19 protein-coding genes are annotated in these 22,319 nt (G+C 32.5%); 15 read left to right on the top strand and 4 right to left on the bottom strand.

What is annotated here, in order from left to right:
- Window positions 1-407 precede the first annotated feature (407 nt).
- A complete protein-coding gene (locus tag DZ60_RS0119030) occupies window positions 408-1,631 on the top strand; it encodes a hypothetical protein (RefSeq protein ID WP_025743610.1) in 1,224 nt (407 codons plus the stop codon).
- Between the two features lie 153 nt (window positions 1,632-1,784).
- Here the strand turns inward: DZ60_RS0119030 and DZ60_RS0119025 are convergent, their stop codons facing one another.
- Complete coding sequence (locus DZ60_RS0119025) at window positions 1,785-3,989, bottom strand: RecQ family ATP-dependent DNA helicase (RefSeq protein ID WP_025743609.1); 2,205 nt, start codon at window positions 3,987-3,989, stop codon at window positions 1,785-1,787.
- A 225-nt stretch (window positions 3,990-4,214) separates the two neighbouring features.
- On the opposite strand from DZ60_RS0119025, the gene DZ60_RS0119020 reads away from it, so the two are divergent.
- The 5 genes from DZ60_RS0119020 to DZ60_RS0119000 all read left to right on the top strand — a co-directional run bounded on the left by DZ60_RS0119020 (window position 4,215) and on the right by DZ60_RS0119000 (window position 9,805).
- Window positions 4,215-5,183, top strand: coding sequence for a KpsF/GutQ family sugar-phosphate isomerase (locus DZ60_RS0119020; protein WP_025743608.1), 969 nt, complete (start codon window positions 4,215-4,217; stop codon window positions 5,181-5,183).
- Window positions 5,183-6,019 (top strand): twin-arginine translocase subunit TatC, encoded by an 837-nt coding sequence (gene tatC / locus DZ60_RS0119015; RefSeq protein WP_025743607.1) that lies wholly within the window; start codon window positions 5,183-5,185, stop codon window positions 6,017-6,019. Before DZ60_RS0119020 ends, tatC begins: the two co-directional genes overlap by 1 nt.
- Complete coding sequence (locus DZ60_RS0119010; RefSeq protein ID WP_025743606.1) at window positions 6,016-6,366, top strand: carboxymuconolactone decarboxylase family protein; 351 nt, start codon at window positions 6,016-6,018, stop codon at window positions 6,364-6,366. Before tatC ends, DZ60_RS0119010 begins: the two co-directional genes overlap by 4 nt.
- Before the next feature lie 83 nt (window positions 6,367-6,449).
- The gene (gene lptB / locus DZ60_RS0119005; RefSeq protein ID WP_025743605.1) at window positions 6,450-7,190 is read left to right on the top strand and encodes an LPS export ABC transporter ATP-binding protein; all 741 of its coding nucleotides are present in this window, start codon (window positions 6,450-6,452) and stop codon (window positions 7,188-7,190) included.
- A gap of 347 nt (window positions 7,191-7,537) precedes the next feature.
- Window positions 7,538-9,805: a TonB-dependent receptor gene (locus DZ60_RS0119000; protein ID WP_025743604.1), complete on the top strand. Its 2,268-nt coding sequence runs from the start codon at window positions 7,538-7,540 to the stop codon at window positions 9,803-9,805.
- A 13-nt stretch (window positions 9,806-9,818) separates the two neighbouring features.
- Here DZ60_RS0119000 and DZ60_RS0118995 read toward each other — a convergent pair whose 3' ends face one another.
- Window positions 9,819-10,577 (bottom strand): CDP-alcohol phosphatidyltransferase family protein, encoded by a 759-nt coding sequence (locus DZ60_RS0118995; RefSeq protein ID WP_025743603.1) that lies wholly within the window; start codon window positions 10,575-10,577, stop codon window positions 9,819-9,821.
- Between the two features lie 180 nt (window positions 10,578-10,757).
- Here DZ60_RS0118995 and lnt point away from each other — a divergent pair, with 180 nt between their 5' ends.
- Entirely contained in the window at window positions 10,758-12,341 is a 1,584-nt protein-coding gene (lnt, locus tag DZ60_RS0118990) for an apolipoprotein N-acyltransferase (protein WP_025743602.1), read from the top strand.
- Between the two features lie 231 nt (window positions 12,342-12,572).
- Here the strand turns inward: lnt and DZ60_RS0118985 are convergent, their stop codons facing one another.
- Window positions 12,573-13,655, bottom strand: coding sequence for an acyloxyacyl hydrolase (locus DZ60_RS0118985; protein ID WP_025743601.1), 1,083 nt, complete (start codon window positions 13,653-13,655; stop codon window positions 12,573-12,575).
- Window positions 13,656-14,086: 431 nt separating this feature from the next.
- On the opposite strand from DZ60_RS0118985, the gene DZ60_RS0118980 reads away from it, so the two are divergent.
- From DZ60_RS0118980 to DZ60_RS0118945, 8 genes are all read left to right on the top strand, one after another.
- On the top strand, window positions 14,087-14,563 hold the full coding sequence (locus DZ60_RS0118980) for a hypothetical protein (protein ID WP_025743600.1): 477 nt from the start codon (window positions 14,087-14,089) through the stop codon (window positions 14,561-14,563).
- Window positions 14,564-14,786: 223 nt separating this feature from the next.
- A complete protein-coding gene (locus DZ60_RS0118975) occupies window positions 14,787-15,551 on the top strand; it encodes a LytTR family DNA-binding domain-containing protein (protein WP_034230170.1) in 765 nt (254 codons plus the stop codon).
- A 145-nt stretch (window positions 15,552-15,696) separates the two neighbouring features.
- Window positions 15,697-16,035 (top strand): DUF2147 domain-containing protein, encoded by a 339-nt coding sequence (locus DZ60_RS0118970; RefSeq protein ID WP_025743598.1) that lies wholly within the window; start codon window positions 15,697-15,699, stop codon window positions 16,033-16,035.
- A 4-nt stretch (window positions 16,036-16,039) separates the two neighbouring features.
- Complete coding sequence (locus tag DZ60_RS0118965; protein ID WP_152537474.1) at window positions 16,040-16,591, top strand: HXXEE domain-containing protein; 552 nt, start codon at window positions 16,040-16,042, stop codon at window positions 16,589-16,591.
- Window positions 16,566-17,489, top strand: coding sequence for a DUF6268 family outer membrane beta-barrel protein (locus DZ60_RS0118960; RefSeq protein ID WP_025743596.1), 924 nt, complete (start codon window positions 16,566-16,568; stop codon window positions 17,487-17,489). The genes DZ60_RS0118965 and DZ60_RS0118960 overlap by 26 nt, the downstream gene beginning before the upstream one ends.
- Window positions 17,490-17,673: 184 nt before the next feature.
- Window positions 17,674-19,542 (top strand): ABC-F family ATP-binding cassette domain-containing protein, encoded by a 1,869-nt coding sequence (locus DZ60_RS0118955; RefSeq protein WP_025743595.1) that lies wholly within the window; start codon window positions 17,674-17,676, stop codon window positions 19,540-19,542.
- A gap of 22 nt (window positions 19,543-19,564) precedes the next feature.
- The gene (locus DZ60_RS0118950; RefSeq protein WP_025743594.1) at window positions 19,565-20,137 is read left to right on the top strand and encodes a hypothetical protein; all 573 of its coding nucleotides are present in this window, start codon (window positions 19,565-19,567) and stop codon (window positions 20,135-20,137) included.
- A 139-nt stretch (window positions 20,138-20,276) separates the two neighbouring features.
- The gene (locus tag DZ60_RS0118945; RefSeq protein ID WP_025743593.1) at window positions 20,277-21,722 is read left to right on the top strand and encodes a sodium:solute symporter; all 1,446 of its coding nucleotides are present in this window, start codon (window positions 20,277-20,279) and stop codon (window positions 21,720-21,722) included.
- Here DZ60_RS0118945 and DZ60_RS0118940 read toward each other — a convergent pair.
- A complete protein-coding gene (locus DZ60_RS0118940; RefSeq protein WP_025743592.1) occupies window positions 21,693-22,055 on the bottom strand; it encodes a CoA-binding protein in 363 nt (120 codons plus the stop codon). The genes DZ60_RS0118945 and DZ60_RS0118940 overlap by 30 nt on opposite strands.
- Window positions 22,056-22,319 lie beyond the last annotated feature (264 nt).

The following is a 22,319-nucleotide window of genomic DNA, read 5'->3' as shown; positions in this document are numbered from 1 at the left end:
ATTATCAATACATATTTCCTAAATACACATACAACAATTCTAAACATGTGCTATTTATAGAAAAGCCTATGGATTCAACATAGAGGTTTAGACACTTTTATATTTCTTCTATTCTTTGTCATGATCTGATTTTTATAAATAAAGAAACTTTTCTACAAAAAATACAACACCTGTTTTTTGGGGAAAAATTCCTTTTTTTCACCATAAAAAAAACAATCAAAACAAGAATGAAACAAGTTCGTAACAACAAGAATGTTAGCTATTTAATTACTAGACATTGATTAATTACCTAAAAACAGTATATTAACGCAATAATTACCATAGAATACTGTTATAATCAACACATTTAAAATAAAACAACAAAGTATTCTAAATACTTTTTTAACCAGCTAATTGAATTTTATGCAATGAAATCATTACTCACCACACTTACTTTTTTTTTATTTTTTTCTTCCATTATTACAGCCCAAAGTATCTATGAATCTGGATATTTTATTGATAACAACGGTAAACGTAAAGAATGTTTAATAAAGAAACTCCCCTGGAAAAATAATCCAACCGAATTCGAGTGGAAAAAAACAATTTCGTCTAGTCCAAGAAAAGAAAAAATCGAGGACATTAAAGAATTTGGAGTAGGACGAGACTATTTTTTTAAGAGGTTTATTATGGAGTTTGACCTACAGGGAGATGATGTAGGTATTTCTACAAAAAGTAAGGATCCAAGACTTAAAATTAGGAAAGTATTTCTTAGAACAATTCTAAAAAGTGAAGCGACACTTTATCAATATTCAGAAAATGATGTCCATCGTTTCTTTTACACCAATAAAACGACAGCTTATCCCAAGTTATTAGTTTTTAAGACATATTATGTTCCGGATACGACAAAAAAAGTAGGTGAGAAAATAATTACCAAAGAAAACACTACATATAAAGACCAATTAAAAGAGCATATAAATTGTGGTAATCAAGATGTTTCTACAGTAGAACATACAGAAAAAGACTTAAAAAATTACTTCAAAGAATTTAATGAATGTAGAGGTGCAAAAATTGAGTATATATTAAAGAAAAAGATTAGTCAAACTAAAATTGGACTGATTGCATCTTTGGATATGGTAAACTTCTCACATCCCTCTGGAGTTAGTACGAATCCGACAACCATATATGACGAAGTCATGGCTCCAAAATACGGTATCTTTTTAGAAACTTTTATTCCTTTTTCTAAAGTAGGGCTTAGTTTCTTTCTCGAATCTACTTACAGGCAATTTACAACAACTCAGAACAATGCTTTTCCTACAGTAGAGCCAGCAGTACTGGATTTCAAAAGTGTGAATGTCGCAGTAGCTCCTAGGTTTCACATATATTTGAGCTCTAAATTCGAAGTTTTCTTTGAGGGTGGACTTTCTGTTGATCATGATATAGGCACAGAATCCATATTCGAAAATATAGAAAAAACCACTCTTGATTATTTTTATGGTAGTGGGCTAGGCATAGGCCGTTTTAAAGTAGGGTATAGAATCTATACTGACAAGAATATTGTTAAAACAGAAAACTTGACTGATGAGTTATCAGAATCAACACTTTCTACAACAAGTATATATCTATCTATTAATTTGTCTAGATATAATAGGTAATATTATGAGTTTAATACCAACACTATTATCTTATTCTAGAAAATCCGAATAAAATGATAGTCAATAAATAACAAAAAAAATTAAAGGTCTGTGTTTTAAAAACACAGACCTTTAATTTTTAATCATCATCTACAAAATTGTATTTGATACTATTTAATTAGCTACTTCGCTTATAAACTTGATACGATATAACCTAAGCTCTTCATCATCATAATCGCCATCAAACTCTTCTATAGCTGTATCTATCTTGTCATTTTCTGCTTCTATAAAATATTCGTGAATTTCTTCTTGTTGATCTTCATCTAGAATTTCGTCTATCCAATAAGCTATATTAAGTTTAGTACCACTATATACGATAGCCTCCATTTCTTTGATAAAATCATCCATGTCCATTCCTTTAGCAGAAGCGATATCATCTAAGGGCAATTTACGATCTACATTTTGTATAATATAAAGTTTAAGACCGCTATTCGCTCCTGTACTTTTTACCACAAAATCATCAGGCCTCATGATATCATTTTCTCCCACATATTTTGCAATTAGTGCGACAAAATCTGGACCGTATTTCTTTGCTTTACCTTCACCAACACCATGAACATTGGCCAATTCTTCTATAGAAACTGGATATTTGAGAGCCATATCATCGATTGACGGGTCCTGAAAAACAACAAATGGCGGAACTCCTAGTTTCTTAGACACCTTTTTTCTTAGGTCTCGCAGCATACCTGCAAGTTTATCATCGCCACCTCCTTTATTAAGGGATTTGGCAGCAGTGATAATAGCATCATCATTATTATGATCATATACATGATCTTCGGTCATCATAAAATCTTGGGGAGCATCTATAAAATCCTTACCCTCTTGAGTAATTCTTATAACTCCATACGTTTCAATATCTTTGCGCAAATACCCTGCTACTATTACTTGACGTACAAGAGCCATCCAGTATTTGTCATTTTTTGCGTTTCCGCTTCCGAAAAAAGATTGATTATGGGTTTTATGAGAAATAATCAATGCATTACTCTTACCTATAAGAGTACTAACCAAATCTTTTGATTTATATATCTCACCAGTTTTGCTTACAACTTCTAAAAGCAACTTGACCTCATCCTTTGCTTGCGTTTTTTTCTTTGGAGTGCGCACATTATCATCCATATCTGCACCTTCTCCATTCACATCATCAAACTCCTCTCCAAAATAATGTAAAATAAACTTTCGTCGTGATATTGATGTTTCTGCAAAAGCAACTACTTCTTGTAGCAGCGCATGACCAATCTCCTGTTCTGCAACAGGTTTACCACTCATAAATTTTTCTAGTTTCTCTATATCTTTATAAGAATAATACGCCAAACAATGTCCTTCTCCCCCATCTCGACCTGCACGACCTGTTTCTTGATAATAACTTTCTATACTTTTGGGCATATCGTGATGAATTACGAATCGCACATCTGGCTTATCAATCCCCATCCCAAATGCAATTGTAGCGACAACAACATCTACATCCTCCATCAAAAACATATCCTGATGTTTTGCCCTAGTTTTTGCATCTAATCCCGCATGATATGGAACTGATTTTATACCATTCACCTCAAGTGTTTGCGATAATTCTTCTACTCGCTTTCTGCTTAAACAATAAACAATACCACTCTTGCCCATATTTTGTTTTACGAAACGTATTATATCAGAATCTACGTTTTTAGTTTTTGATCTAATTTCATAAAACAAATTGGGTCTATTAAATGATGCCTTGAATGTCGTGGCACCAGTCATTGCTAAATTTTTAAGAATATCTTCTTGTACTTTGGGAGTTGCAGTAGCGGTAAGTCCTATAATAGGAATATCTTCTCCTATGCGACCTATAATACTTCGAAGATTACGATATTCTGGTCTAAAATCGTGCCCCCATTCGCTAATACAATGGGCCTCATCTACGGCTAGAAATGATATTTTCTGAGATTTCAGAAAATCTACGTATTCTTCTTTTGTCAGTGATTCTGGTGCTACATATAATAATTTGGTTACACCATTTATTATATCTTCCTTTACTCTTTTAATTTCTGATTTATTCAGAGAAGAATTAAGTACATGCGCAATTCCCTCAACCGAAGAAATACTACGAATAGCATCTACCTGATTTTTCATCAAAGCAATCAAAGGAGACACAACAATAGCGGTTCCTTCACACATCAAAGCAGGCAACTGGTAACATAGGGATTTACCACCACCCGTAGGCATAATAACGAAAGTGTTTTGCTGGGCAAGAATACTTTGTATTACCTTTTCCTGTAGTCCTCTAAATTGACTAAACCCAAAATACTTTTTTAAAGCACTTTGCAAGTCAGTTTCATTCAAACTCATTAAATCTTTTACTTTTATATACCAATTAAATAAAGATACTCTATCACAAAAATCTGTCTTCCCCAATTCAGATCTTGTGGAAACTCTCATTTTTAAATTTTAACACGACAAAGATAAACAATATGCTTTTCTTTGAGCGTATTTAAAATTAATAAGGTATTGTATACCTTTGCATAAATTAAAGATAATAAAATCTTTAATTATAACACACAAAATTCTTAAATTTTGAACACCCAACATACTATAATTGAATATGCTAAAAAAACAATTGCCGAAGAAGCCAGTGCAATTGCTAACTTAGAAAAACTTATCGACGAAGAATTTTCTAATGCTGTAGAAACTATACATAACTCAAAAGGTAGGGTAATTATTACAGGTATCGGTAAAAGCGCTATAATTGCTACCAAAATTGTAGCCACGATGAACTCTACAGGTACTCCTGCTGTGTTTATGCATGCTGCAGATGCTATTCATGGTGATTTGGGAAACATTCTTGAGGATGATATTGTAATTTGCATCTCTAAAAGCGGTAATACTCCAGAAATAAAAGTACTAATTCCGCTAATTAAAAACTTTAAAAATCCCATTATAGGAATTACAGCTAACAAGACATCATTTTTAGGCCAAGAAGCAGATTACGTATTACATGCCTACGTAGAAAAAGAAGCCTGCCCTAATAACCTAGCCCCCACAACAAGCACTACGGTACAGCTAGTTATGGGAGATGCTTTGGCTGTTTGTTTATTAAATTTACAGGGGTTCTCTAGTCGTGATTTTGCCAAATATCATCCCGGAGGAGCACTTGGTAAAAAACTATATCTTCGGGTAAGTGATATTACTGCACAAAATCAAAAGCCAGAAGTATCTCCAGAATCTGACATTAATACTGTTATTGTCGAAATGACAGAAAAAAGACTCGGCGCAACAGCAGTAACACAAAACGGAAGTGTGCTCGGTATTATTACTGATGGAGATCTAAGAAGAATGCTTACCAAAGGAGTTCCTTCTTTTAATGAGTTAACAGCCAAAGATATTATGTCTCCTAACCCCAAAAGCATAAGTAATGATGCTATGGCAATAGACGCTCTCGAAAAACTGGAAGAAAACTCAATAACCCAACTAATATCTGAAGAAAATGGTAAGTACGCTGGACTTATACATATTCATGACTTAATGAGAGAAGGTATTCTATAATGAAAGAAACAAGTAAAAAAGATCCACAATCCATGTCATTTCTGGATCATCTAGAAGAATTAAGATGGCATTTAATTCGAGCCACTTCTGCTGTACTTATTGCTGGTATTATAGCGTTTATATCAAAAGAATTTATTTTTGATATAATAATTTTTGGTCCAAAAAAACCAGATTTCCCAACATACAATGGATTATGTAATCTATCAAAAATGATGGGACTAGACAAAAGTCTATGTTTCAAAGAACTCCCTTTTAGCGTGCAGAGTAGAAAAGTTGCTGGTCAATTTTCTGTTCATATCTGGACATCAATTACTGCAGGTTTTATACTGGCATTTCCCTATGTTTTATACGAATTCTGGAAATTCATTGCCCCTGCGCTATACGAAAAGGAAAGAAAAAGCTCTAAAGGATTTATCATCATATGCTCCTTTTTGTTTTTTTTAGGTGTACTCTTTGGATACTATATAATCACCCCTTTATCAATTAATTTTTTAGGAGGGTATCAAGTCAGCAAAGAAGTTCTCAATGAGTTTGATATTGATAGCTACATTGCTCTCGTGAGGGCATCTGTAATTGCGTGCGGTTTAATTTTTGAACTACCCGTAATCATGTTTTTCTTAACAAAAGTAGGATTGGTTACCCCAGAGTTTTTAAAAAAATACCGAAAATTTGCCTTGGTTATCGTTCTCATATTATCGGCAATCATAACTCCACCAGATATAGCAAGTCAAGTTATAGTAGCTATTCCTATTCTTATCTTATACGAGGTAAGTATTTTTATATCTAAAATGGTTATTAAAAAAGAAAAGAAAAAATTACAAAAACTACACAAATGAGCTCAATAATTAATGAATTTAATGAATATCGAGAAAAAATGAATACTCGTATTCTTGAGGATAATAATAAGGTAATCAAAAGAATTTTCAACCTTGACACCAATGCCTATATGGAAGGCGCTCTTAATGTAAAAACTAAAGAGTTATTAGGCCTTGTAGCCTCTGCTGTTTTGCGTTGTGATGACTGCGTGCGATATCATTTAGAAACATGTCATAAAGAAGGACTCTCTAAAGAAGAAGTTGTAGAAGCTTTAAGTATTGCTACATTAGTAGGAGGAACCATTGTAATACCACATTTAAGAAGAGCGTATGAGTTCTGGGATGCGTTAGAAGAAAATGTTTCTTAAATTAAACTTAAACTTAACAAGAAATACTATAAATTTATACGCACATTGTAGCAACATCCCCAAAATAAAAAAGTCATTCTATTATGAAGTTGAAAGCGGAAAATCTTATAAAATCATATAAAGGTAGAAAAGTTGTAAAGGGAATTTCTCTAGAAGTTAATCAAGGAGAAATTGTTGGACTTTTGGGACCAAATGGAGCTGGTAAAACTACTTCATTTTATATGATCGTGGGACTTGTAAAACCGAATGGAGGAAAAATAACATTAGAAAACACGGATATCACAAAATTTCCTATGTATAAGCGAGCACAAAACGGTATTGGCTATCTCGCCCAAGAAGCTTCTGTATTTAGAAAATTGAGTATCGAGGATAATATCCTAAGTGTACTACAACTTACAAAACTTTCTAAAAAAGAGCAGTTACATAAAATGGAATCACTTATAGAAGAATTCGGATTGGGCCATATTCGAAAAAACCGTGGAGATTTATTAAGTGGTGGAGAACGACGACGAACCGAAATCGCCCGTGCATTAGCTACAGACCCTAATTTTATTTTACTTGATGAGCCCTTTGCTGGAGTAGACCCTGTAGCAGTAGAGGATATACAACGTATTGTTGCACAATTAAAAAATAAAAACATTGGCATCCTGATCACAGACCATAATGTACAAGAAACACTTGCAATTACCGACAGAACTTATCTAATGTTTGAAGGCAGCATTCTTAAAGCTGGTATCCCCGAAGAATTGGCAGAAGATGAAATGGTTCGTAAAGTGTATCTAGGACAAAATTTTGAACTTCGTAAGAAGAAAATCGAATTTTAATTCTTTCCTATGATCTAAATATTTACATGTTTTTTCTAACCATAAAAAGATGTAAACTTTTCAAGAATTAAACATATGCCTTAATAATCATAGTCCCTTCATGGGCTATTGTAATGTCACCTCTCTCTGGTAATTTCTAGAAAATTCTTTTTCTAATAAGTTCTCATTATATAATGGGCTAAGCACGATTCTGAGAAATCATAATATTCCTTGCATATAACCCCAATAGATTCACTGAAAAATAATAGGTACTCATTGGGTTTTAGATAAAATTAAGACCCTCTAAAAACGCTTTTTTTATATTTCAATTCCGTAACCTATGCAAACTAAATCGACAGCAATAAAACATGAACCACATACTAAGAATAGTAAAAACAAGAGTTCTAAAATGTATTTTGGGTATTACCGCACTCCTTTTCAATTTTACCGCTTTTTCTCAAAACCAAGTAATAAAAGGAATCATTTATGATAGTTTCGAGACTCCCTTAGAAGGAGTCTATGTATATAATACTACTACTGAATTACACACACATTCATTAGAAAACGGAACCTTTTCTTTACCTCAATGTACTATTAAAGACACACTGTTTATAAAACTGTTAGGCTTCGAAACTCAAAAAAAAATCATCAACCAACAAGATGTTACTTCTGTATTGAAAGTTATATTAAAACCAAAAGTGTTTCAACTTGATGAATTGATTCTAAAACAAGAAATAGACCCCATGAGTGTTATCAACACCATAGATAGCAAAACCAATCCCGTTAACTCCTCACAAGAGGTATTACGTAAAGTTCCCGGATTATTCATTGGTCAGCATGGTGGTGGTGGAAAAGCAGAACAGATATTTCTGCGGGGGTTTGATGTAGATCATGGTACAGATATAGCGATTTCTGTAAACGGTATCCCTGTTAATATGGTATCTCATGCTCACGGACAAGGATACGCTGATCTACATTTTATCATCCCGGAAACTATAAAAAAAGTAAACTTTGGCAAAGGCCCTCATTATGCAGAGCAAGGTAACTTCAATACTGCCGGATACGTCGCTTTTGACACCAAAGAAAAATTCGACACAAACCTTCTAAAAATTGAGTTAGGAGATTTTAATACCTATAGAACTTTAGGCCTATTTAACCTTTTAGATGATTCTTCTAAAGAAAAAGCCATTTTGGCTTTAGAATATTTAGAGAGTGATGGACCTTTTGAATCTCATCAAAATTTTAATCGAATTAACCTAAGTACAAAATACACCACACTTTTATCAGATGATAATAAATTGAGTATCGGTGCCTCTCATTTCTCAAGTAGATGGGATGCATCGGGACAAATTCCTGAGAGAGCTGTTGATAGTGGTTTTATCTCTAGATTTGGTGCAATTGATGATACCGAAGGAGGGAATACCTCGAGAACCAACCTGTATATTAATCATCATAAGTTTTTATCCGACAATAGTATTCTTAAAACAAATGCTTTTTATACTAACTATGATTTTGAGTTATATTCTAATTTCACATTTTTTCTTAATGACCCAGTGAATGGAGACCAAATAAAACAGTATGAAGCACGTGATATTTTTGGTTTTAATAGTACTATGAACACAAAAACTACTGTAGGAAATGCTAAAATTGACTATAATCTAGGCTTAGGAGTTCGAAATGATCAAATCAATGACAATGAATTATCGAGAACATTAAACCGAAGTGATGTTTTAGAAATCATAAGTCTAGGTACTGTAAATGAAACCAATATATACGGTTTTATCGATGCTACTTTGAGCTATAACAAATTAAAAATTACACCTTCAATACGATTTGATTACTTTAAAAATCTATACGAGGATAATCTAGAGGAAACATACGAAACTCAAGACATAAAAAAAGCTATTGTAAGTCCCAAACTAAAACTATCCTATGATTTTGGAGATAATATTACAACATTTATAAAATCTGGTATAGGGTTTCATAGCAATGATACTCGCGTAGTGGTCGCTGCTGGTGGTGAGGATATTCTACCTAGAGCATATGGGTTAGATATTGGTATAAATTGGAAACCGTTTCCAAGGGTATTTCTTAACACTACAGCATGGTATTTAGGTTTAGATCAAGAATTTGTATATGTAGGAGATGAGGGTATTATTGAGCCAAGCGGAAAAACAAAAAGGTTAGGAATAGACCTAAGCGGACGATATCAGCTCAATGACTGGTTATTTTTTGATTCAGATTTCACGTATACCGATGCCAAAAGTGTTGATGAGCCAGGAGGACAAGATTACATTCCGCTAGCTCCTGAGCTTACTGCTGCAGGAGGTATCAGTATTGACAACATAAATAATTTTTCTGGTGGACTCCGCTATCGCTATTTGGGTGACAGAGCAGCCAATGAAGATAATAGTATTACGGCAGAAGGATACACTGTTTTAGACGCCAATCTCAGCTATACTATCAAAAAAATAACTTTGGGTCTCTCTGTAGAAAATTTACTCGACACAGAATGGAATGAAGCACAATTCGCTACAGAATCAAGACTATTTAATGAAACAGAAAGTGTAGAAGAAATTCATTTTACACCAGGAACTCCTTTCTTTATTAAAGGAAAAGTAAGTATTGAATTCTAAAGCATTGGCAGGGTCACTTTTCTTTTTTCTCTCTAAAAATTAGAGACATCAAAACATAAAGTAATATTACGCCAGGAATCGCTATAAACTTGAAAAATACAATAAGTACAATACTTAATAATAGAAAAGTATAACGAACCCAATTCTCTAATAATCCCCATGTTTTAAACTTTAAAGAAAATAAGCGAATCTCTGCGTTTAGTAAGAAACAACTGATACATGTTAGCACAATCAAAAACCACTTATTAAGAATAAGCTTCAGTACCCAAGTATCTAGTTGAAACTTTAATATAAGAGGTAGACTTATTATCAACAAGGTATTAGCTGGTGTAGGCAGTCCTATAAAAGATGTAGATTGTCTTGTATCTATATTAAACTTTGCCAATCGATACGCAGAAGCCAATGTGATCATCAGCCCAAAAAGAGACATATAAGACATATCAAAACTAGCCAAAATCTGCTCAGAACTCCATGAAGGTGGAGTAACATAAAAGGGTTTTCCAAAGACCTGAGACATTAATTGGTACATTACAATACCAGGAACCAAACCGCTAGTTACCATATCAGCCAAAGAATCTAATTGTAACCCTAATTCGCTTTGAGCTTTTAAAAGTCGCGCAGCAAGTCCATCAAAAAAATCAAATCCTATACCGGCTATCGTACATAGAGCTGTCAATTCTAAATGCCCAGATACCGCAAAAATAACGGCCAAGCATCCACAAAAAAGATTCAATAGGGTTATACAATTCGGAATTTGCTTTTTGATCCACATAAAGTTGTTTTTTTGCAAAAGTAACAAACTATTTGGTCCTACACCTCTGATTCATCATATGAAGATTTTACAAAGACAAGTTAAACTTTAAATGGTATTAACAAAAAAGAAGTATTCAATTATTCTATTTGTAACAGAATAACTTTACTTTCGTTATTAGATATACCGTATACCTATACTATGAAAAACACTCTACTAGCTGTATTATCAGGATTGTTACTTGGTCTAAGTTGGCCAACATATGGTTTTCCTCTGCTTTTATTTTTTGGGTTTATTCCGTTACTATTGGCCGAGCACAACGTTCGTACTAATAGGTTTAGTAAAACTCAGGTATTCGGTCTTGCATATCTGACTTTTTTTATTTGGAATTTGATTGCTTCTTGGTGGATTTATAATTCTACAGTGCTAGGTATGTGCATTGCCGTTTTTGTGAATAGTTTATTAATGGCCATTGTATTTTTGATCTATCATATTATTGCAAAAAGAACAACATTTACATTAAGCACTCTGTTTCTTGCTTGCTTTTGGATGGGTTTTGAATATTTTCATTTACAATGGCAAGTATCATGGCCTTGGCTTAACCTTGGTAATGGGTTTGCAAGCTTTACATCTTGGATTCAATGGTACGAATTTACGGGTACATTCGGAGGAACTCTTTGGGTTTGGATTGTAAACATTAGTATTTTCAAAAGTATACTTGCCTTTCTAGCATCCAAAGACAAAAAAATTCTTTATCGATCTGGTATTCGTAACGGATTAATTATTTTGATCCCGATACTTATCTCAATCATTATCCTTAAAACATACAAAGAAGAAGGTACTAACATAGAAGTGGTAATTCTGCAACCAAATATAAATCCTTATACAGAAAAATATAACACTACCGACGATAGGGTTGCAACATTACTAACCTCATTGACAAATACGGTTATCACCAAAAACACTGACTTTATTATTGCACCAGAAACTGTTTTTGCAGATAATACCAGGTTACAGAGATTTGATCGTTCAATTGCCAAAAAACAAACATTAAAAATCCTAGAAAATTACCCTAAAGCTAATTTTCTGGGCGGGATATCTCTTTATGACAGATTTAAAGATCCTTCTCGCGTACACAAGCAAACCAATAAAATACGAGAAAATGATTTTTATGATGATTACAACTCTTCCTTTTTTGTTCGCTCAGATGGCTCCTCTGAATTATATCACAAAAGTAAACTTGTTGTAGGGATTGAGAATTTTCCGTATCAAAGTGTCTTAAAACCTATTTTAGGTGATGCAATGATTGATTTGGGTGGTACTGTAGCTAAAAAAACAACGCAAGATGATCGCGAAGTGTTTTTTAATAATGATAATATTGGCGTGGGTCCACTTATTTGTTATGAAAGCGTATATGGTGAATTCGCCACCGGATATATTCGAAACAATGCAGACTTTCTTGCTATTATAACGAATGATGCTTGGTGGGGAAATACTCAAGGGCATAAACAGCATTTGGCTTATGCCAAATTAAGAGCAATAGAAACCAGAAGAAGTATTGCCAGAAGTGCAAACACAGGAATTTCTGCAATAATAAATCAAACTGGAACTATCACTAAAAAATTAGGATACGAAAAAAAAGGAGCACTTGTAGGAACCCTTAAAACAAATGATAAAATCACCTTTTATGTGAGAGCAGGAAACTATTTGGCTAGAGTTGCTATTTTTCTTTGTGTTTTTATTTTTCTATTTGCAATTACACGAAGAAGAACAAAAAACATATAGCTCTCCTGCTTATTCTGGTCCCCTATTTAACCCCATAAATACCCAAGGACATCATACCTATAAGTCTTGAGTCCATTCATCTCTTAAGGAAACACGTACAATTAGTTGTATATATTTTTTTAAGGTAGACCTCCTTTTTATTATCAATTGACACTGCAGATTTATAAGAAAACCTAATTAGTGTAAGTTTTTGTGGATTAGTATTATCTCGCGTAAGCATAAGAAGTTTCTCTAATTCAGGAAATAAATCAACCTGCCATCCATATGATCTGCAACTCTACCATACGCAATCAAAGAGGCACCTAGTGTAAAACGTTTATTTTTTCCAATACTATACCAAAACGAGTAGCGCTGATATAATGCTTTACTTTGAATATTTTTGGGTCGAGTTACATATACCCCAAATTGTTGTAAAAAATAAAAATTCCCAAAAGTAAAATGATGCCCCAGCAATAATGCCGAGGAAAATGCAGCGTCATCAATTTGTCGATTTTCGGCTATTTTTTCATCAGAATAATCATACCACAACTCCAACCCAGTATTGACCCCATTAATTCTAGATACCGGTTTTAATACTCCTCCTATTGTACCAATTAGAGGATGATTAGATGCCTCTGCCTCTCGATCAGAAGAACGCAAACTACCAAAAGCCCCCACATACCATCGTAACGACCGATTATAAAAGCGTAAAGAATCTGGTTTGCGAGGAAGCATTGTCATATTAAGGGTGCGATCAATACCAATAGACACAGTAGGAAAATTCATCCCTTTATTTGGTTGTTTTTGTCCACCATTAGAAATATGATTGTAATGCCCAGATACATTTAATGCAAGACGATTATTAATATGATAATTAAAATGAAGAGACAACCCCAGATAAAAACTAAGATTTGTACTAAACAATACATTTTGAGGATTCGTTTCTTGATCAAAGACTTTGGTAAGATATGTCGCCCCTATAGATCCTCTTAAAGAAAATTTAAGCCTTCTGCTATGGGCTAAATAAGGTTCTACATTATACAGCAAGTTATATGAGCTCCCTAACACATTGGGATTATTATAATTAAAATAAGCAAATGATAAGCCAGTTCTCCCATAGCAATTGCAAGTCTTCCATTGTTCATTGCTGATCTTTAGTCTACTATACTCTATTTGAAACCCAAAAGGATTCGTTTGCGAAATAGGTTTTAACTCGGGAGAATGGGCTATAATAAACCCATATTGCGATTTTACACCAAAAAAAGTAGGATTGACTTGGCTTGTACCATCAAACCTAATCATGACAAGTATACAAACTAGCAATGCATATTTCATCTTTTTAAATTACGAAAAAAATAGAAATCAAACACTTCTAAAACTACAACTTACCTAACCTATAATTAAAATCTGTCTAAACATTAGAAATATGAAGAATTGAAAGCAGAGTTGATTCATCAAAATAGGCTTCGATTGCATAGATTGCACATTTAGGAGAGTAAATCAAATTAATATTTAGTCGCTACATTAATTTAAACAAATCTAAGTTTAGGCAAAAAACCTACAGATTTTCTATTCGGTTTGTATTTATTAAATTAGATACCTAAACTAAGTATAAACATCCTTTTTTATAAGAGAAGTACCTCTTAATTTAGATATGTACTCAAAGAAAAAATGTTTCAAATACAGGTGAACATTAGTGCGTTTAGTGTAATAATTACGTGACAGAACGTTTTAAAAAAAACACTTCATTATTAAATAATAGCATAATGAGTAAAATTGAAAAATTTGATAGGATACGTTTCTTCTCTTTTGTAGAAGCAGAATTAATGGCACTATTAGAGTATCAAGACAATGAAGTATTTAGTGGTATTGCTTGTTGGTTCAGTTGTTTGGTTCTAGATAGTTCTGATGGTAAAGATAGAAAAAAGGGAGTCTGTAATTTTGACGATTGGGCACATGGTATTGATTTCTCGTATGCGTTTTCATCTAAAGAAGAAAATGAAAAAGAAACCTTTCTAAGATACCAAAATGATTTTTATAGTATCAGAGACGATTATGAAAAAGGCCTAAAGTCTATTGATGATGTAAAACATACTTCTTATTATAAGCTCATGATTCAGTTACTTACGTATCTAAATGAGTCTAGTGTGTTTAATGACATAAAAACGACTAAGGATTTTGATGTTTATGTAGTAATCCACGAAAAAAAATTGATTCCGAATATGGTAAATATTCAAATATAGTAGCATATTTAAACAAAATAAAACCCAGATATCTTGATTTTATATAAACTACCGTTATACATGACAAAAACGAGAGTTTTAATACTCACCTAATAACTCATTTTAATACTCAAAAAGTAATCATCTAGCGATATTAAGAAATTATAATTTTTAAATGAATTTGAAAAAATATTTAGTCACAGGAATTTACTATTGCATTTTGCTTGGGTTATTTTCTATTATCATGGGCGACAAAACAAATTCATTAGGGTTTTGGCAAATAGTCGCACATTTTATTGCTACAACAATTAAAGCTTTTTTGGTCTGGATTATGAATTATTACTTGTTAATCGTTATAAAACCTAAAACAAAGAACACTCTAGAATTTGCATCCATTTTTATTATACTCAATGTACTAAATACACTATTTGCACAATGGCTAGGCATGTTTTTCTTTCCAAAATTTGGGATCGTTGCAAGTGAAAATGGTATTTTTCATATTCTAAGACATATTTTTGTTATTATCCTCACTTTTGTTGTCCTTCATTATTTAAAGTATAAATCTATAAATCAACAACTTCAAGGCAAGTACAATAAGCTTTTGAATGATTTTTTGGATACCACTGTTCAGAATTCAAATGCAGTATCAGAAAATAAGGTTTCTCAAGAATACACTCATAATTTTCTGGTTTCCTTTCGCAACAAAATCATCCCTATTTCTTCAGAAAAAATAGGCCTTTTCTGTTTAGAGTTTGGAAACCTATATCTTTTCACTTTTACCGAAGAAAAATTTCTATTTCATAAAACATTAAATAAATTAGAAAAAGAACTTGATCCTGCAGATTTTTTTAAAATCAATAGACAAATTATTATTAATAAAAAAAGTGTCGTCGAGATGGTAAAACTAGATGACAGAAGGTTAAAAATCATTACTACTATTCCTGTAGATTTTGATATTATCGTAAGTCGATTAAACGTCAATGATTTTATAAAGTGGTATAATTCTTAACCATTTTAAGGTACTTTTCATCTACGGTATTGTACCATTCATTTTTTCACTGTACCATTCACATGTGTTTTTTTTCATTTCAAAAATTAATTCACTTCTCTCATTCGTATTATTCAGATACTTGCGGTATAAAATAATTCAAAAAATGAGAAATAAATTAACAATACTAGTATTCGCTTTACTAAGTATCCATCTCTTTAGTCAAAGCGCAGCAGATGACTTCGAAGGTCAATGGAAAACCGAACAAAAAGGCGTGGTTGCTATATCTAAAAAAACAAATGCCTTTGAAGGAATGTTAACTGGTAAAAATGTAATCGTCTTAAAGGATTTACATTTTGAAAACGGCAAATGGAAATGCGTACTTATTCGACCCAAAGATGGTGTCGAAATTAATGCCACTGCAACTATCAAAGATGACAAAATAACTTTTGTAGCTAAAAAATATTTTGTTACCAAAACTATTACTTGGACTAAAAAATCATAAAGAAATGAGTAAAATTAAAAGTCTATTCGAAAAATTAACTTTTTCATCGGTCCTACTACTGGCTCCTCTGGCCTATTGTATACATCATATAGAAGAAAAGGAAGGAAACTTTAGGACTTGGCGAGCGAGATACTTCCTTCAAAACAATCCACTTACTACAGAATACGTTTTTATCGTAGTCTCTTTTGTAGCACTATTACTTATTCTGTTGTTCTCTATTCGAAAAAGTAAACCTGCAGCAAATGCTGTCATTTTGTTCTTTATGATGTCACAGCTGACTAATGCTTTTTTTCATATTGGTGCAGGAGTTTTCTTTACAGATTATAGTCCAGGGACAGTTACTGCAATACTCTTGTATTTGCCGGTAAATTTATTGATACTTTATAAGGCAAGAATAGAAAATTGGATTTCAAGAAAAATCATGTACCTCCTTATTATGCTGGGTGCATTTGCTTTCTTCTTGTTTGAGTTACTTGGCGGAATATCAATGCCTATATTATTTATTACAATTTTAACTTATATTATTATTCATGAGACCAAACTTTCGAAGAAATAGAAGATCGTTCCTTTTATTGTTTTCGGTTTTATTTTTGGGCTATAGCAATGCTCAAACCGTTCAATCAACCAAGGATGTATTTTATGCGAACTATTTTGCAACCCCAAAAACGGATCTTAAGGATGCAAATGGGACCATATCACAAAACGTTATTGATGTAAAAATAAATACCCCAACGATTAAAGTTGGGGAAAATTTATTAATCAATAATGTCTTTAGTGCCAAAGCCATAATTAATGATATCGATACTATCGAGAATATGATATTACCTTTTCCCGAAGAGCTATATGAATTAAACTACTCTCTTCCTATTCGACATTCTATTTCAGAATCTTGGAAAATGATTTATATACCCTCAATAAATGTACGTTCTGACTTTGCAGAGCGTCAGTTTAATAAAGATTTATTATTCCCTCAAGTATTGGTTGCAGCATTAAAAACATCTAAGAAAAATCCTGATTTTAGATGGGGTTTTGGGATCAATTATAATAATAATCAGGCAAAAAACTCTATTCTTCCAGTCCTCGTATTATTATATTCAAAACCTAAAATGAATCTTAACATTAGACTCCCGCAAAGTGCAACGATAACATTTATGCCAAGTAAAAAAAATGAATATGGTTTTTCATTTAATCTAGAAGGAAGTATAACTAATTTACAAAATGAAGCGTATCCTGAAGCTGCAAACTATTTACAAAGGCAAAACTTCTATCTTTTTCCTTATTTTTCAAAGAATATTACGTCCAATTTATGGCTTAATCTAAAAGGAGGGATATTATTTAATAACACGTATAATTTTGTAAATGATAACTATAAGTCCGAAAACGAAACATTCGAAAATTCTTTGCAACCAACAATTTTTATGCAACTAGGAATAAGTTACCGTTTAAATAAATAATATCTCAACAATACTGGAATATGGCAGAATAAAGCTTTCTCGCTATAGTTTTACAACCTCTATAACGAGCAACACCCAAAAATTAGGTGCAAAAAAACGTAATACATTAGAATGACTAACTGATATATGAATTTGCGGCACCAACTTAAAAGAACTTTGTACCTTTGCAGTCTTATAAAAAAATGTGAATTACGTATCAGTAGAAAATATCGCTAAAGGATTTGGAGAACGCATCTTGTTCAAAAATATATCCTTTGGGATCAACGAAGGACAAAAAATTGGTTTTGTAGCCAAAAACGGAACAGGAAAAACTTCTTTGCTTGACATCATAGCCGGAGATGATGAACCAGACGAAGGTCAGGTTGTATATCGTAAAAACTTAAAAGTAGCTTTCTTGCCACAAGAACCCGATCTGGATCCACTGCTTACCATTGAAGAAACAATTTTTGCTTCTGACAATGAAGTTCTTCAGGTAATTAATGCCTATGAAAAAGCATTACAAAATCCTGATGATGCAGAAGAGTACCAAAAAGCATTTGAAAAAATGGATGCTATAAATGCTTGGGATTTTGAGACACAATACAAACAGATTCTTTTTAAACTAAAACTTGATGACCTCGGTAAAAAAGTACGTGATTTATCGGGTGGACAGAAAAAAAGACTAGCTCTTGCCAATATTTTATTAAGCAAACCTAACTTACTATATCTCGATGAACCAACAAACCATTTAGATCTAGAAATGATTGAGTGGTTAGAAGAGTATTTCGCTAAAGAAAATTTTACGTTATTCATGGTGACGCATGATCGCTATTTTTTAGAAAATGTATGTAATGAAATTGTAGAATTAGAAAACGGAAAGTTATACAGTTATAAAGGCAATTATGCCTATTATCTTGCTAATAAAGAAGCCCGAATAGCAAATGAACAAATAGCAACAGACAAGGCAAAGCAACTCTACAAAAAAGAACTGGATTGGATGAGACGCCAACCTAAGGCACGTACTACAAAATCTAAATCCAGAATTGATGACTTCTATGAAATTAAGGAGCGTGCACATAAGCGACGTAATGATCATGAAGTGCAGCTCGAGATTAATATGGAACGTATGGGAAGTAAAATTCTTGAGCTTCATAAAATCTCTAAGAAATTCGAAAATCTAATCCTTCTTGATAAATTCGATTATGTGTTCAAAAAAGGAGAGCGAATAGGAATTATTGGTAAAAATGGTACAGGAAAATCCACCTTCCTGAATATGATTACAGGTGCCATTACGCCTGATCATGGTAAAATAATAATCGGAGATACCATAAAATTCGGATACTACACCCAGAGTGGTATTACAATAAAAGAAGGACAAAAAGTAATCGATGTAATTCGAGAATTCGGAGACTATATACCATTAAAAAAAGGAAGACAAATTTCGGCTCAACAATTATTAGAACGCTTTCTATTTGATCGAAAAAAACAATATGACTTTGTAGAAAAACTAAGTGGTGGTGAACGCAAAAGGTTATATCTATGTACTGTTTTAATTCAGAACCCGAATTTCTTAATTCTTGATGAGCCGACAAATGATTTGGATATCGTTACACTAAATGTCCTCGAAAATTTCCTTTTAGACTTTCCTGGATGCTTATTAGTTGTATCTCATGACCGTTACTTTATGGATAAGATTGTAGATCATCTATTTGTTTTTCAAGGTAAAGGGATCATTCAGGATTTTCCCGGTAATTACTCAGATTATCGTATCTATAACGATAGTAAAACACCCGAAATAAAAGGAGTAGAAAGTGTCGCCTCAAAAGAAAAAAACACCTGGAAAAAAGATAATAAAACATCACTGTCCTATAACGAGCAAAAAGAGTTTAGTAAAATTGAACGTGACCTTAAAAAACTAGAGCTACAAAAGAAAGAGATTGAAAAACTATTTCTTGAAGGAAGTTTAGAAGGTGATAAGATTACTGAAGAGTCGCAAAAACTCGAAAAAATCCTCGAAAAAATAGAAGAAAATGAAATGCGCTGGTTAGAACTTTCTGAAAAGCTAGAAGGATAATTTACACTTTCAATTTGTTGCAATGTGGTTTCAAACTAATGAGTACATCAAGTTTCTTTTGACATCGACCAATCAACATGGTGTTCACTCACCTTTTGTTTATGATCTGGTAACAAAATGTTTTTATGACAGAAAACCAAAACACTCCTACCCTGCGATAAAATCTGTTTATAAAAATGTGGTCAATCCGTCATGCATACCGCTAAAAAAACTGAAACTCATAAATCGGTTAGTTGCATATTTTGATTTTAAAGAAGTAGTCGCTATCGAAAATACTGTAAAAACCATGTATCAGATATTAGCGCTAAGCCCATCGGCAAAAGTCTCTGATATTCTTAACGTCAAAAAAAGTTATGATCTTATTTTTTTAGATATCCAAAAATATAACTCCGACATCCTATCTTTGATATTAGAGAGTACACATAATGACTCTCTATTACTTATCAATAATATACATCAATCAAAAAAAAACTACCTTATTTGGAAAGAAATAAAAAATCAAACGGCAGTCACTGTTACTATTGACACCTATGATTTGGGATTTGTTTTTTTTAGGAAAGAACAAGTCAAAGAACATTTTATAATAAGAACTTAAACCTACCTCATTTGCCTATACCTAATAAAAAAAGTATGCTTCTTGAGTAAATTTAAATTAGGAGAGGTATTACTCTTGTTTACCTTGATTCTTTAACAAAAATTTGTATTTTGGTTATCGCTATCCTTAACACAAATTCATGCAACCTATCCATATTCTTTTTTTGATTGCCACGTACTTCGGTATTCTTCTACTTATTTCTTTTTTCACAGGAAAAAATGCGGGAAATGAAGCATTTTTTAAGGCAAACAAGCAATCACCTTGGTACATTGTTGCCTTCGGGATGATAGGAGCTACTTTAAGTGGAGTTACTTTTATCTCTGTTCCTGGATGGGTAGAAGCCTCGCAGTTTAGTTATATGCAAATGGCCTTGGGATATATAGTAGGATTTATTGTAATTGGCACTGTACTACTTCCTATGTATTACAAACTTAATCTTACGTCTATCTACACTTATCTAGAACAGCGTTTTGGCAGATATTCATATAAAACAGGAGCTTCATTCTTCCTATTATCAAGAGTAATAGGTGGGAGTTTTAGGTTATTTCTTGTTGCAAATGTTTTGCAATCTATTCTCTTTGATGCATTAGGTATTCCTTTTTGGATTACTGTAATCATTACCATATTGCTTATTTGGCTTTACACCTTTAAATCTGGTATAAAAACTATCGTTTGGACCGATACATTGCAAACATTATGCATGTTGATAGCCCTTGGTGTAGCAATTTACTATGTATCCGAAGACCTAGGGATTGCCGGATCAAACCTAATCAGTCATATATCAGAAAGTGAAATGTCTAAAATATTCTTTTTTGATGACTACAAAAATGCTAATTATTTTTGGAAACAATTTCTATCAGGAGCCTTCATGGCTATTGTTATGACCGGACTAGATCAGGATATGATGCAAAAAAACCTTACATGTAGGAATCTTAAAGATGCTCAGAAAAATATGTTTTGGTTCATAGGCGTATCTACAGTTGTCATTTTTATATTTTTAGGACTTGGATTATTACTAACTGAATATGCTACGCAAAATGGAATTAATGCACATAAGGATCAACTTTTTCCTATTGTTGCCACACAAGGTGAATTGGGGTATGGAATAGCCATTTTTTTTATTCTTGGTCTTATTGCAGCTGCGTACAGCAGTGCTGATAGTGCTTTAACTTCTCTAACTACATCTTTTAGTATAGATATTCTGGATATAGAAAAGAAATATAATACATCAGATCAAGTAAAAATGAGAAAAAGGATACATGTACTATTCTCTATTATATTAGTTCTGGTAATCATAATTTTTAAATACATTATAAAAAATGAAAGTGTAATTGCAAGATTATTTGTTTTTGCAGGATATACATACGGACCATTATTAGGGCTTTATTCATTTGGATTATTTACCAAAATGAAGGTTAAAGATAATTTTGTCCCTTGGGTTGCAATCATATCCCCCATTTTATCCTATATCATTAGTGCCTCATGTACAAAATGGTTAGATTTTGATTTTGGCTTTTTTATATTAATAATCAATGGACTTATAACTTTCCTGGGATTAATATTGATTAGTAGAAAGAAGAACTAAAGTACAAGCTATCTCAACATCTATGTTTTCTTCTTTAAGTAATGCATATAGTTCTGGGTTTTCTGTTCCGGGATTAAAAATTACCTGAACAGGTCTTAGCCTAAGAATTTGATCATAATAATGCACTTGTCGTGAAGGGTTTAAGTACAATGTAATTGTGTGAATATTATGCACTGTTTCTATATTTGATTGAATTCGGACTCCTGCAACTTCTCCTTCTCGCAAACCAACGGCAACTACCGAATGTCCATAATGCACTAATCTATGAATTACCAAATTAGAATATCGTTTTTCTTTTAAAGAGGCTCCAAGAACCAAGGTCTTATTATTCATAAATAATTTATTAGAATCGTTAAAAAATATACTAAAAATGTTAAAAACAAAATACTGCTGTAACACAACTAGATTGAGTGCGTCTTATATAATGTAATTGAGATGATAATATTTCATAAAGTTAGTTAGTTAGTTAGTTAAATAATAATCAAATTTTATTCATAGTTGATGGTTAGTGTGATTATTTGATTATTATGGAAAACCGCCCTTTTTCGACAAGGGCGGTTTTTAGTTTATAAATGTCTTGTCCTGAAATAGCGTTAC

This window comes from Aquimarina pacifica, from assembly GCF_000520955.1.
Taxonomy (GTDB): domain Bacteria; phylum Bacteroidota; class Bacteroidia; order Flavobacteriales; family Flavobacteriaceae; genus Aquimarina; species Aquimarina pacifica.
Note: the sequence above shows the minus strand (reverse complement) of the source record. Positions and strands in the feature narration are given on the sequence as shown.

Bases quoted from the DNA above. Each gene is read 5' to 3' on its own strand.
- DZ60_RS0118940 (WP_025743592.1), bottom strand. From the start codon at position 22,055: ATGAATAATAAGACCTTGGTTCTTGGAGCCTCTTTAAAAGAAAAACGA.
- DZ60_RS0118960 (WP_025743596.1), top strand. From the start codon at position 16,566: ATGAGACCAAACTTTCGAAGAAATAGAAGATCGTTCCTTTTATTGTTT.
- DZ60_RS0118945 (WP_025743593.1), top strand. From the start codon at position 20,277: ATGCAACCTATCCATATTCTTTTTTTGATTGCCACGTACTTCGGTATT.
- DZ60_RS0119010 (WP_025743606.1), top strand. From the start codon at position 6,016: ATGAGCTCAATAATTAATGAATTTAATGAATATCGAGAAAAAATGAAT.
- DZ60_RS0119030 (WP_025743610.1), top strand. From the start codon at position 408: ATGAAATCATTACTCACCACACTTACTTTTTTTTTATTTTTTTCTTCC.
- DZ60_RS0118965 (WP_152537474.1), top strand. From the start codon at position 16,040: ATGAGTAAAATTAAAAGTCTATTCGAAAAATTAACTTTTTCATCGGTC.
- tatC (WP_025743607.1), top strand. From the start codon at position 5,183: ATGAAAGAAACAAGTAAAAAAGATCCACAATCCATGTCATTTCTGGAT.
- DZ60_RS0119025 (WP_025743609.1), bottom strand. From the start codon at position 3,989: ATGAGTTTGAATGAAACTGACTTGCAAAGTGCTTTAAAAAAGTATTTT.
- lptB (WP_025743605.1), top strand. From the start codon at position 6,450: ATGAAGTTGAAAGCGGAAAATCTTATAAAATCATATAAAGGTAGAAAA.
- DZ60_RS0118995 (WP_025743603.1), bottom strand. From the start codon at position 10,577: ATGTGGATCAAAAAGCAAATTCCGAATTGTATAACCCTATTGAATCTT.
- DZ60_RS0118975 (WP_034230170.1), top strand. From the start codon at position 14,787: ATGGGCGACAAAACAAATTCATTAGGGTTTTGGCAAATAGTCGCACAT.
- DZ60_RS0119000 (WP_025743604.1), top strand. From the start codon at position 7,538: ATGAACCACATACTAAGAATAGTAAAAACAAGAGTTCTAAAATGTATT.
- DZ60_RS0118970 (WP_025743598.1), top strand. From the start codon at position 15,697: ATGAGAAATAAATTAACAATACTAGTATTCGCTTTACTAAGTATCCAT.
- DZ60_RS0118950 (WP_025743594.1), top strand. From the start codon at position 19,565: ATGTGGTTTCAAACTAATGAGTACATCAAGTTTCTTTTGACATCGACC.
- DZ60_RS0118980 (WP_025743600.1), top strand. From the start codon at position 14,087: ATGAGTAAAATTGAAAAATTTGATAGGATACGTTTCTTCTCTTTTGTA.
- DZ60_RS0118985 (WP_025743601.1), bottom strand. From the start codon at position 13,655: ATGAAATATGCATTGCTAGTTTGTATACTTGTCATGATTAGGTTTGAT.
- lnt (WP_025743602.1), top strand. From the start codon at position 10,758: ATGAAAAACACTCTACTAGCTGTATTATCAGGATTGTTACTTGGTCTA.